This is a genomic window from Streptomyces sp. NPDC052496, from assembly GCF_040679095.1.
GTDB lineage: Bacteria > Actinomycetota > Actinomycetes > Streptomycetales > Streptomycetaceae > Streptomyces.
This window is the reverse complement of record NZ_JBFAUH010000060.1, coordinates 1-11,465: the sequence shown is the minus strand read 5'-3', so window position 1 is coordinate 11,465 and position 11,465 is coordinate 1. Positions and strand designations below refer to the sequence as shown.

Below are 11,465 nucleotides of genomic sequence, written 5' to 3'. Positions count from 1 at the left end.
AAGGTCACCGGCGCCAACCCCGGTACCGGTACCGGGGTTGGCGCCGGTGACCTTACGCTCGCCAGCAGGACTGCTGGACCCGGGGAGGCCCTCGCCGGACCCGATGGGACCAGCAGTACTACCGGGACCAGCGGGGCTAGCGGTACTAGTGAGCCCAGCAGCACTAGCGGGACCAGCCGGACCACTGAAATCAGCGGGACCACTGGAGTCAGCGCCATCGCGACGACTCCCCGCTCCCCCAGACCAATCGCCCCCCGGAGATCCAGAAGGCCCAAGCGCCCCAGAAACGCCAGACACCCCAGGCATCCCACGCCCCCTACCCACCCCCGGCGCCCCAGCCCCCCCTTCACGCCCGGCACGCCCACCACGAACACCGGACGCACGGCCCCCGCCCGCCATAACACCACTTCCAACTCCAGTCCCACCCCCCACCCCAGTCCCAACCCCAGTCCCAGAACTGCACCTACCCCCACCCCGAGGCCCCGCGCCCCCCAGCTCCGCCCCCGCGCCGCAGCCGCCGGGGCCCGCGCCGCGCATCACCTCCGGGCGTGGGTCGCAGGCGAACACCGACCGGAGTGCCACCACCACCTGTTCCGCCGCCGCGAGGACGAGCCGCTGCCCGGCCGTCTTGCCCGCGACGCGTAGCGGAAGCAGGGCCGTACCCAGACGGTCGTCGGGCAGTGGCGCGCGCGTCACGGGCGTCGAGCCGGCCGTGTACCAGGCCGCCTGTACCGCGCGCCGGGCCGGGTCGGTCAGGGCCGTCGACAGCAGGGTCTCGCCGCCGCCCGTCAGGCGCTCGCCGACGATGCGCAGTTCCGGCTCGGCCTGTACGGCGACGTCGAGGCGGACCGGGCCGACCGGGCCGTCGACCGTGCAGCCGATGCGGAAGCCGCGTCTTCCCTGGCCGTCGGGGCGTGCCCAGGCCGGTACGCACCCGGCGGCGCCCCCGGGCGCCGCCGCCACGGCCCGCCCGAGCCGGGCGCCGCTGCCGAGTCGCGCGAGGATCTCGTACGCCTGCAGCACGCTGGACTTCCCGCTGCCGCTCGCGCCGGTCAGCAGTGTCAACGGGCCCAGGGGGAAGGTCGCGCCGCGATGCGACTTGAAGGCGGACAGACGTAATTCGGTGACTGCCGGGCGCACACTATCTGTGTCCATACGAGGACGCTAGGCAACCGGCGAAAGCAAAACCGTTACGGCTGCAACGCCTTCCTACGATCGGGGTACGAGACCCGCCGGCGGCTCGGCGACCTCGGTGCCGACGGGCGCGAGGAGGAAGACGTTGGTGTCGACCCGGTGCATCCCGCTGGCGAGTCCGAAGACGACGCCGCTGGAGAAGTCCAGGATGCGTTTGGCCACGTCGGCGTCGGCGCTGCTGAGGTCGAGCAGGACGGGGATCTGCGCCATCAGGTACTCGGCGACCTCGCGCGCGTCGGCGAAGGTCTGTACCCGGATGACGACGAACCGCCGCATCTCCTCGCCCGGTTCCTCGTCGGGCAGGGCACGGTGATCCGGCCACGAGGGCCATTCACTGCCGCTGCGAAGGGGAACGACCTCGGCGAGCCCTTCCCACTGTTCGTCGGTGGCGTCGGGCCCGTTCACCGAATCACCTCTCCCGGAGGGGCTGGACAACTTCGCTATCTGCATCGCGCAATTGTAGGGATAACCGCTTATACGTCTTCGGGTGCGACACACGGATGGCGTCACCCGGCTCCTCCATCCTGCCTCATGGCCACGGATCAGCGCCGACACCCTAGGCATATATCCTGCGTCCAGATCCCCCGTTCCCGTTCGTTCCCTCCGTTACGTAGGTCGTGTTCCGCCATGAGCGTCGATCCTCCCGGCCGCGGGCTGCGCGGCCTGCGCGGCCTCCGCAAGCCGGCGAAGAAGCGGCCGGCGGCCGCGGTGCCGCCCGCCGGCGCCACGGACGAACCGCCGGCGCCGGAGGCCGGCGCCGCGTCCACCGGCAGTGTCATCAATGCCACTCTTTACCGCGACGGACATCGCCTCAGTACCCACGAAACCCTCGCCGACACCTTCCGGCACCTGCGCGCCACCGCCGGTTCGCTGGCCTGGATCGGCCTGCACCGGCCGTCATCCTCCGAATTGGTCACCCTCGCCTCGGAATTCGACCTTCACCCGCTGGCCGTGGAGGACGCACTGGAGGCCCACCAGCGGCCGAAACTGGAGCGTTACGGCGACACCCTCTTCGTCGTCCTGCGGGCCGCGCGCTACCTCGACGATCCCGAGGAGGTCGACTTCGGGGAACTGCACGTCTTCGTCGGCCCCGATTTCGTGATCACCGTCCGGCACGGCGGCGCGCCCGACCTGCCCGCCGTACGCCGCCGCATGGAAGCCACCCCGGAACTCCTCGACCGCGGACCCGAGGCGGTCCTCTACGCGATCCTCGACGCGGTGGTGGACGATTACGCACCGGTGGTCGCCGGAGTACAGAACGACATCGACGAGATCGAGACCGAGGTCTTCGGCGGTGACCCGCGCGTTTCCCGGCGTATCTACGAACTCTCGCGAGAAGTCGTGGAATTCCAGCGCGCGACCCGCCCCCTGAACGGCATGCTGGAAAGCCTGACCGCGGGTTTCGAGAAATACGAGATCGACGAGGAACTGCGCCGCTACCTGCGCGACGTCGCCGACCACGCCACCCACACCACCGAACGCGTGGACGGCTTCCGCCAGGCCCTCCAGGACATCCTCACCGTCAACGCCACCCTGGTGAACCAGCAGCAGAACGCCGAGATGCGCGCCCTCGCGGAAGCCGGCTTCGAGCAGAACGAGGAAATCAAGAAAATCTCGTCCTGGGCCGCCATCCTCTTCGCCCCCACCCTCGTCGGCACGATCTACGGCATGAACTTCGACCGCATGCCGGAACTGCACTGGGCGTTCGGTTACCCATTCGCGATCGTCCTGATGGCCGTCGTATGCACCAGTTTGTACGTCATCTTCAAGCGGCGGGACTGGCTCTGAGGGGCCGCCGCCGGCGCAATCGCATCACCTCGCGGTGACATCCGTCTGCCACGCAGCGCCGAGACCACCGGCCTGATCGGCAGCGCGGAATTCGCGTTGCTGCGGCCGGGCGCCCGCCTGATCAAGACCGCGCGCGGCGGCGTCATGGACGAGACCGCGCCGTACGAGGCACTGACGACCGGACGTCCGGCCACAGCGGCCCTGGACGCCTTCGCGGCGAACCGTGCGTCGGCTCGCCGCTGTTGGGCCTGGACGACACCGCGGTCACCCCGCACCTCGGAGCGAGTACGACGGAGGCGCAGGAACGCGCCGCGACCACCGTCGCGCGCTCGGCACTGCTCACCCTGTCGGGCTCGCCGGCACCCGAAGCCGCCGATATCACCGAACTTCCCAATGTTGTCGCAGCAAAGAGGGGATTGCCCGCCTTTCATGATCAACTGACATGATTGCCCGCTCTTGCGCAAGCGTCCTCATTCAGTTTGGAATTCATGCACCAAAACCAGCGAACCCCTGTCGTGAGGCTGGAGAATCTCTCCCGGACCTACCGGTCCGGTCACGGAGTGGTCCATGCCCTGGACGCGGTCAGCGTCGACTTCGACCGCGGATCGTTCACAGCGGTGATGGGTCCTTCGGGCTCCGGGAAGAGCACGCTGCTGCAGTGCGCCGCGGGCCTGGACCGGCCGACGTCCGGCCGCGTCGTCCTGGACGACGTCGACCTCGGGGAGCTGAGCGAGAACGCGCTGACCGCACTGCGCCGCGACCGGATCGGATTCGTCTTCCAGAGCTTCAACCTGCTCGGCGCGCTCACCGCCGCGCAGAACGTGGGGCTGCCACTGCGGCTGGCCGGGCGGCGGCCCGGCCGTACCGAAGTCCACGCCGCCCTCGCCCGGGTGGGCCTGGACGGACGTACCGGACACCTGCCCTCCGAGATGTCCGGCGGCCAGCAGCAGCGGGTGGCGATCGCCCGCGCCCTGATCACCCGGCCGCAGGTGCTGTTCGCGGACGAGCCGACCGGCGCGCTCGACAGCGCCACCGGCCGCGACGTGCTCACCTTGCTGCGCACGCTGGTCGACGAGGAGGGGCAGAGCACCATCATGGTCACCCACGATCCGGTGGCCGCGTCCTGCGCCGACCGGGTCGTCTTCCTCGCCGACGGGCGGATCGCCGACGCACTGGACCGGCCCACCTCGCAGCAGGTCGCCGAGCGGATGACCCGGCTGGAGCCGGTCGCGGCGGGCGGCACCGCCCCATGACGAAGACCCTCACCCTGCTGCCGATAGCGGTGGGTACGCTGCGCCGCCGCTGGTCCGGCTTCGTGGGCTCGTTCGTGGCGCTGACCCTCGGTGTGGCGCTGATCGGTGCCACCGGCCTGCTGGTGAACGGCAGCCTCGGCGCCAACCCCGACCCCGCGGCGCCGTCGCTGAAGAAGCTGCTCAGCTTCATGGCCGGGATGGCGGGCTTCGTCTGCGTCTTCGTCGTGGCCAGCACCTTCGCCTTCGCGGTCGCCCAGCGCCGCCAGGAGACCGCCCTGCTGCGCGCCGTCGGCGCCACCTCCCGGCAGGTGCGGCTGCTGGTCCTGGCGGAGGCCATGGCCGTGGGAGTGCTGGCCGCGTTCGCCGGCTGCGCGCTGAGCCTGGTGATCGCTCCCGGCTTCGCTGCCTGGCTGGTCGGCCAGGCGTTGGCTCCCCGGGACTTCACCGCGCGGCCCGGCGCGGCAGCGCTGCTGATCGCGGCGGGCACCGGCCTGCTCGTGGCCCTGGTGGGCGCGTTCGCCGCGTCCCGGCGGGCCGGTCGTGTCCGGCCGACCGAGGCGCTGAGCGACGCCGCCGCGGACCGCAGGGTCATGACCCTCGGCCGGTGGCTGTGGGCACTGCTCTATCTGGCGCTCTTCGGCACGGTGGCGGCCCTGTTCGCGACCATGGCCGGGCCGATGGCCCGCGATCCCGAGCTGCGCAATCCGCAGAACACGCCGATGTGGACGCTGTTGTTCGACATCATGGCCGTCATCGCCGTCGCGCTGTTCGCGCCTGTTCTGGTGCCGCCGCTGGTACGGCTGCTCACCCTCCCCACGCGGCTGTTGCGCGGCCCGTCCGGCCTGCTGGCCCGGCAGAACGCGCTGGTCGCCATCCGCCGTACGGTCTCCACCGCCACCCCGGCGTTCCTGGTGATCGGGCTGACCGGCACGGTCGTCGGCGGCACCCTGTCCTTCGCGGATGCCAGAGAGGTCCAGGAGAGTTCCGCCGTACGGGCCCGGTACGCCGTGACGGCCGCCGACACCGGCCTGTCCGCCGCGGCCCTGGGCCGGCTGCGGGCGCTGCCCGGCACAGCGGTCACCACGACCGTGCCCGTCACACTCGACGGTCTGTCGCAGCGCACCTCCGCCCGGGCGGGCGCGATGGCCGTCGGCGGGGACCTGGCCACGGCGTGGGACCTGCCCACCGACGAGGGTTCCGTCCGGCAGCTGCACGGCCTGACGGTCGCCGTCGCGACGGACCTGGCCCGCGCCCACGGCTGGCAGCTCGGGGACGAGCTGCCCACCACACTGGACGACGGCACACCCGTCGGCCTGCGTCTGGTGGCGCTCGTGCGGCCGCCGCAGAGCCTCGCCGAGGTCCTGGTCCCCTCCGAGGCGATGGCCGGGCACCTGGGCGGAGCGCTGCCCACCACCGCGTACGTGACCGCCCCTTCCGGGACCGGTCCGCAGGCCCTCGCCGACGCCCTGAAGGGCACCGAGGCGGCGCACGCCGACGTTTCCCCGGCGCGGCAGCAGGTCACCGCCGAGGCCCGGCAGCGGACCCGGTACGACACGACGGCCATGATCGCGATCCTCGGGCCCGCACTGCTCTACGCGCTGCTCGCCATCGTCAACACCATGATGATGTCCACCGGCGACCGGCTGCGCGACTTCGGGCTGCTGCGGCTGGCCGGCGGGTCGCGCCGCCAGGTACTGGCCTCGGTCGCCCTCGAATCGACGCTGGTGGTGGCCGTCGCCACCGCGCTGGGCCTGCTGGTCACCGCCGGCACGCAGTACGCGACCACGGCACTGATCAACTCCCGATTCCTGGCGGCGGGCACCGCCCTGCCCGTCTCCCTCCCCTGGCCCGCGGTCGGCGCCGGCACGGTGGCGTGCCTCCTGCTGGCCCTGCTCGCCTGCCTCGTCCCCGCCCGCATCGCCACACGTGACCGTTCAAGAGAAGGAACCCCGTGACACAGCAAGTCCGCACCCCTGCCTCCACCAAGACCCGCACCGTGGCGGTGTGCACCGCGGTGGCGGCCGTGGCAGCCCTCGCCTCCGGATGCGGCGGCAAGACACAGACCGAGTCCTCGTCGTACGAGGTGACGGAGAAGGTCACCACCCTGCGGGTGCAGGGCTCGGGCAGCACCATCGACGTCACGGCCAAGGACCAGGGGCCCGTCCGGGTCACCGAGACCCTGCGCTTCGACGGCACCAAGCCGGAAGCCACCCACAGCGTGCGGGGCGGCGACCTCTCTCTGCGGGCCGGCGACTGCGGCTCCCACATGGGCTCGTCGACGTGCGCGGTCGACTACCGGATCGAGCTGCCGCGCACCATGGCCGTGCACCTCAACAGCGACGGCGGCGACGTGAGCGTGCGCGGCCTAGCGGGGGTGACCGATGTACAGGCCGACGGGGGCAGCGTGCGCGCCGAGGAGATGACGGCGAAGCGGTTCTCGGCGAGCTCCGGCGGCGGCCGGGTCACCGCCCAGTTCACCTCCGCCCCGGACTCCGTACGCATCTCCAGCGACGGCGGCGCGGCCACGGTCCGCGTACCGGACGCCGGATACGCCACCCAGCTGCGGGCGGACGGCGGCAACGAGCGGTCGAGCGTCCGCACCGACCCGGGCTCCACCCGCCGTATCACCATTCAGGCCGACGGCGGCAACATCACCCTGTCACCCAACTGACCCACGGCGGCAGCGCCTCACCAGGAACCCGGCCCACCAGAAAATGAACGACAACAAAAGACCGCGCTCCTACCGGCACCGCCTGACGGCCGTGCTGGGGGCTGCCGCCCTGGCGGTGCCGCTCCTGCTGGCGCAGGGCTCCGAGGCCCAGGCCTTCGGCACCGTCAACACGTTCGGGCAGCAGGGCGAGCACGAACGGATCACCCGCGCGGCGCCGGCCTGCGCGCCCGGCGCGCCCTCGGACGGCAGCTGCTTCGAAGCCCGCTCCATGGACCAGCTGGCGGGGCGGCGCCGCACCTTCGGGGCGGCGCGCATGCCTGCCTGGAGCGAAAGATCCGCCTCGACCTCGGCATCGTCCTCGCCACCTCGACCGCCTCGAAGAGGCCCGCGTCACCCTGACCGCCGGCCACATGAGGACCCAGTAACCGCCCCGGGCGAGCAAGCATGCCCTGCCCCTTTGAGGTGATCCCGACAGCGTGGAGCGAGGCAGGTCCCGAACGAGAGTGCATCGCGAGACGCCGATGGGGGTGAGGGTTGCGGAAAACCATGTCAAGCGCCGGCCGTGGTCGGCAGGATGAGGGCATGGGCCAGGAAAACGTGAGCCGGGGCCGGATGCGGCCGATCGCGGTGCGGCGTCCGCAGAATCCGGTGGAAGCGGTCATGGAGGCCGACGCGCTCGACGCCGTACCGGGCATCGCGTCGATACTGGTACGCGGCCCGCTGTTCGGCGTGGCCGTACAGGACGCCGAGCCGGCAGCGCGGTGGCGGGTGGTGACGGCGGTGGAGGCCGGCTGTCCGCAGCAGGCCCGGGACAGCCTCAACTCCCTGCTGTGGTTCCGGGCGAAGGACGAGGCCCAGGACCGGGAGGAACGGCGCGCCCTGCTGGCAGCGGTCGCCCGGCTGGAGAGCGAGCCCGTCGACGACCTCACCGTACGCGGGAGCCGCTATCGCATCATCCGTGTCGAGGAGTACGCGGGCATGGGGCCCGACGGCATCGAGCAGCCCCGCCCGACCGACCCGGAGCCCGCCGTGCCCGACTGGAGCCGTGGCGCCAAGGATCCGATCGACGAGGACTTGGTTCTGGACCCGGACGCGCCGGTCACGCCCGCTCAGGCCGCGGAGCGGCTGGCCCTGCGCGGCCTGGCCTATACGGGATCCCGGTTCCCCGACAGCATGTGCGAGGACTCCCGCCGGGCGCTGGAGACCCACCCCGACGTCTTGCTGCTGCCCACGACCTTCAGAGTCGTGGAGAGGAGCGGTTCCGTATGGCAGACCGGCGGGGGCCTGCACGCCAGCCCGCACGGAGCCCGCAGGTCGCTGGACTTCGCCCTGACATGGCTCCAGCCACGCATGCGAGGACTCATCGCGAACGATGTCGACACCTTGCACACCGACGCCCGTACGGTAGCTGCCGAGGGCACCGGCCCCGCGGCCGAAGAGCTGGCCGAGTACGCCCGAGCCGCTGACCGCATCCGTTCCGAACGGGTCAACCAGGTCGAGGCCCACGGCACCGTGCACCGGATCTGCCGCGTCCGCCGACTGCTGCGCTGGGGCCCCGACGGCCCCGAAGGCCCCCGCCCGTCCGACATCGCCACCCAGACCCCCTGCCGCATGCATCCACCCCTCGACGAGAACGGCAATGTTCACCACGACCAGGAGAACGACTCTTCCTGACGGTTCGAGGGCGGATCAGGCCTTGTTCGGCGGGGTGAGCAGGCCGTAGTCCTCGCGGTCGCCGCCGCGGTTCCGGTAGAGGTCCTCCGCCGTCCACGACCGCCGCGGACGGGACTTCGGCCGGCTCGGCGATGCTCAGGAAACGGGCGCCCATGCGGTCATGCGGTCATGCGGTCATGCGGTCATGCGGTCATGCGGTCATGGTCCCGCATGTGGCGTCCCTGCGGTGGTCGGCTCCGGGGTTTGCCGCCGGGATTTGCCGTCGGGGTTTGCAGCCCTCGACGGGCGACATCGCCGGGCCGGTCTCTCCGGCCGCACGGAAGACCGTGGAAGTTGACGCGGCGGAAAGGGCAAGCCGGTAACTGGCGGGGATGTCTTCGAAGCTTTCGAACCGGCCCACACCGGACATCGGGCTCCGGGCTCCGGGCTCCGGGCTCCGGCACGTCGATGTCAGACCCCGGTTCTACCATCCGCATATGAACACGGAACTGCTTCGCTCACCCGCCGGCCTCGCCCTGCCGCCCGGCCGGACGATAGCGTCCGAGGAGGGCGCCGGTGACGTGGCGGCCCTCTGGATGAGCGACGACGCAGTCACCGCCGGCCTCTGGGCGCAGCTGTTGGCCGAGCACGCCACGTCCGGGTTGTGGCCCCTGCTGCTCGACTCCCTCCACCCGGGGGACGACGAGTTCCGGCCCTGGGGCTCGGGCGAGCTGTACCCCGAGGACATGTCCTCACCGCGGTCCCACTCCCCCGCGGAACTCCTCGCCGGATGGTGGGAGAAGCACACTGATGCCGGCGGCGAGGGCGGGGCCGCGCAGGCGCCGGACGGTCTTCCGGCGGCCACCGTGCCGTTCGGACGGACGTGGCCGGGATTCGCGCCCGGCCGCGAGCCGGCAACCGACCCGGACCAGGTGGCGGCCGCCTTCGCCCAGGTCTTCGCCGCGCGCAGACCCTACGTACGCCTGGGCCTCGTCGCGGCGGGCAGCGGAGCCGACGCCCTCGCAGCCGTCGGGTGGAGCGGCCCGATGAACTACGACAACGACACCGCCAAGTACGCCGCGGTCGTCCGGGACTGGGAACGGCGTTTCGGCGCACGGGTGGTGGCGGCCGGCTTCGCCACCCTGCACCTCAGTATCGCCGCACCCCCGACGACCGAGGAGGACGCCCTGCTCGTCGCCGCGGAGCACTTCGCCGTCTGCCCCGACATCCTCTGGCAGGGGCCCCACCCGTCCCTCGCCTCGTACGCCGAACAACTCATAGGCGCCGGGAACTGGGAATTGTGGTGGGACTGACCTGCCGAGGGGACGGCTCGGGACGGAGCCGTCGGGCCGGTGAAGCCGGGTGTGGCCCGCCGCGGCCGACGGCGACGAGGCTGCTTCCGCGGAGCCCGTGAAGACTGCGCAGGCTGTGAAGACCGAGAGCGGCAGGGTCAGGGACAGGAGAAGCGCACCGCGGCGGTGATCGCCAAGAAACCGGAGGTTGATCCCCAAGACATGCGTCGAGACGCACGACAGAATCGGCCGATGACGATCTCCGCGCGTTCCCTCAACCGCTCCACGCTCGCACGGCAGTTGCTGCTCGGCCGCGAGCCGGTCGGCGTCGCCGATGCGCTGCGGCAGGTGGTCGCCCTACAGGCGCAGCAGCCCGCCTCGCCGTACATCGCGCTGTGGAACCGGCTCGCCGGCTTCACCCCGGCCGGCCTCGACGCTGCCGTGGCCGGTCGCCGAGCGGTCAAGGCCACGCTCATGCGGGTCACGTTGCACCTGGTGCACGCCGAGGACTACCGGCCCTTTCGGGAAGCGGTGGAGCCGACGCTGCGCGGTTCCAGACTCGGTGACGCCCGTTTCCGCGCGTCCGGGCTGACGGCGGCCGACGCCGACGCCCTCGTACCGGAACTGCTCGCGTACGCCGACGAGCCACGCACCACCGCCGCTTTGCAGAGCCATCTCGAAGAACGGCTCGGCGCGCCGTTGGAGCAGTCGGCCTGGCGCATGCTGCGGCAGTACGTCCCCTGGTGGCACGCACCCGCTGACGCACCGTGGCTGTTCGGCACGCGGCAGACCTACGTGGCGGCCGGCACGCGGCCGGCGCTGACAGATGCCGGGGCCGCCGAAGCAAGCCTGCGCACTCTGGTGTGCCGCTACCTGGCAGGGTTCGGTCCGGCAACGGTGGCGGACATCGCGCAGTTCTCGCTGGTACGGCGGGACCGCGTCAAAGCCGCGGTGCAGGCGCTCGCCGGCGACCTCGTGCAACTGGAAGGCCCGGAAGGCACGGTGCTGTACGACGTCCCCGGCGCACCGTGTCCCGCCGAGGACACCCCCGCTCCGCCCCGGCTGATGGCGATGTGGGACAGCGTCCTGCTCGCCTATGCCGACCGCAGCCGCGTCATCCCGCCCGCGTACCGCAAGCTCGTGATCCGTATGAACGGTGATGTGCTGCCCACGCTGCTGGTCGACGGCTATGTCGCCGGCGTCTGGCGGCCGGCTGACGGAGGCATCGAAGCCACCGCCTTCCACCCCCTCCCCGAGGAGGTCTGGGAGGGGCTGGCCACGGAGGCCCGGTCCCTCTCGGGCTTCCTGGCCGACCGGGATCCGACGCCCTACCGCCGCTACGACCACTGGTGGGCCAAGGGCCTTCCGGCCGCCGACATACGGGTGCTGCCCGGCGACTGAGCGACCCGACCGAGCGATGGGCTACGGGGGTGGCGCGTCGCCGGGCAGCGACTCATCGTCCGACGAGCCTCATGGCCAGGCGTCTCATCGTTGGAGGAAGGTGAAGAGGTCTTCCCAGCGCTGGACGATGGTGTCGGTGGCGTAGCGTTGGATGTTGGTGCGGGCGGCGTCGCCCATGCGGTCGCGCAGGGCCTGGTCGGTGATGAGGGTGTT

General features: G+C 71.6%; 9 protein-coding genes and 2 pseudogenes. 9 read left to right on the top strand and 2 right to left on the bottom strand.

What is annotated here, in order from left to right; genetic code table 11:
• Positions 1–531: 531 nt before the first annotated feature.
• Positions 532–1,155 (bottom strand): annotated as a pseudogene (locus tag AB0L45_RS39295) (ATP-binding protein); the annotation flags it as partial.
• A 54-nt stretch (positions 1,156–1,209) separates the two neighbouring features.
• Positions 1,210–1,599, bottom strand: coding sequence for a cell division protein SepF (locus AB0L45_RS39290; protein ID WP_031004748.1), 390 nt, complete (start codon positions 1,597–1,599; stop codon positions 1,210–1,212).
• A 222-nt stretch (positions 1,600–1,821) separates the two neighbouring features.
• Here AB0L45_RS39290 and AB0L45_RS39285 point away from each other — a divergent pair, with 222 nt between their 5' ends.
• The 9 genes and pseudogenes from AB0L45_RS39285 (at position 1,822) to AB0L45_RS39245 (ending at position 11,252) form a co-directional block, all read left to right on the top strand.
• Positions 1,822–2,982 (top strand): magnesium and cobalt transport protein CorA, encoded by a 1,161-nt coding sequence (locus AB0L45_RS39285; RefSeq protein ID WP_365848603.1) that lies wholly within the window; start codon positions 1,822–1,824, stop codon positions 2,980–2,982.
• An 18-nt stretch (positions 2,983–3,000) separates the two neighbouring features.
• Positions 3,001–3,207, top strand: a pseudogene (locus AB0L45_RS39280) (NAD(P)-dependent oxidoreductase); the annotation flags it as partial.
• A gap of 17 nt (positions 3,208–3,224) precedes the next feature.
• A complete protein-coding gene (locus AB0L45_RS39275) occupies positions 3,225–3,428 on the top strand; it encodes a hypothetical protein (RefSeq protein WP_365848602.1) in 204 nt (67 codons plus the stop codon).
• Between the two features lie 42 nt (positions 3,429–3,470).
• Entirely contained in the window at positions 3,471–4,235 is a 765-nt protein-coding gene (locus AB0L45_RS39270) for an ABC transporter ATP-binding protein (protein ID WP_365848601.1), read from the top strand.
• Positions 4,232–6,190 (top strand): ABC transporter permease, encoded by a 1,959-nt coding sequence (locus AB0L45_RS39265; protein WP_365848600.1) that lies wholly within the window; start codon positions 4,232–4,234, stop codon positions 6,188–6,190. Before AB0L45_RS39270 ends, AB0L45_RS39265 begins: the two co-directional genes overlap by 4 nt.
• A complete protein-coding gene (locus AB0L45_RS39260; RefSeq protein WP_365848599.1) occupies positions 6,187–6,906 on the top strand; it encodes a hypothetical protein in 720 nt (239 codons plus the stop codon). Before AB0L45_RS39265 ends, AB0L45_RS39260 begins: the two co-directional genes overlap by 4 nt.
• 582 nt (positions 6,907–7,488) lie before the next feature.
• A complete protein-coding gene (locus AB0L45_RS39255; protein ID WP_365848598.1) occupies positions 7,489–8,580 on the top strand; it encodes a DUF5954 family protein in 1,092 nt (363 codons plus the stop codon).
• Positions 8,581–9,056: 476 nt separating this feature from the next.
• Positions 9,057–9,872 carry a DUF4253 domain-containing protein gene (locus AB0L45_RS39250; protein WP_365848597.1) on the top strand — a complete coding sequence of 272 codons (816 nt, stop codon included), beginning with the start codon at positions 9,057–9,059 and terminating at the stop codon, positions 9,870–9,872.
• A gap of 231 nt (positions 9,873–10,103) precedes the next feature.
• Entirely contained in the window at positions 10,104–11,252 is a 1,149-nt protein-coding gene (locus AB0L45_RS39245) for a winged helix DNA-binding domain-containing protein (RefSeq protein WP_365848596.1), read from the top strand.
• Positions 11,253–11,465 lie beyond the last annotated feature (213 nt).

Excerpts from the sequence above, each read along its gene's own strand:
- AB0L45_RS39255 (WP_365848598.1), top strand. The coding sequence starts at position 7,489 with ATGGGCCAGGAAAACGTGAGCCGGGGCCGGATGCGGCCGATCGCGGTG.
- AB0L45_RS39245 (WP_365848596.1), top strand. The coding sequence starts at position 10,104 with ATGACGATCTCCGCGCGTTCCCTCAACCGCTCCACGCTCGCACGGCAG.
- AB0L45_RS39285 (WP_365848603.1), top strand. The coding sequence starts at position 1,822 with ATGAGCGTCGATCCTCCCGGCCGCGGGCTGCGCGGCCTGCGCGGCCTC.
- AB0L45_RS39270 (WP_365848601.1), top strand. The coding sequence starts at position 3,471 with ATGCACCAAAACCAGCGAACCCCTGTCGTGAGGCTGGAGAATCTCTCC.
- AB0L45_RS39265 (WP_365848600.1), top strand. The coding sequence starts at position 4,232 with ATGACGAAGACCCTCACCCTGCTGCCGATAGCGGTGGGTACGCTGCGC.
- AB0L45_RS39250 (WP_365848597.1), top strand. The coding sequence starts at position 9,057 with ATGAACACGGAACTGCTTCGCTCACCCGCCGGCCTCGCCCTGCCGCCC.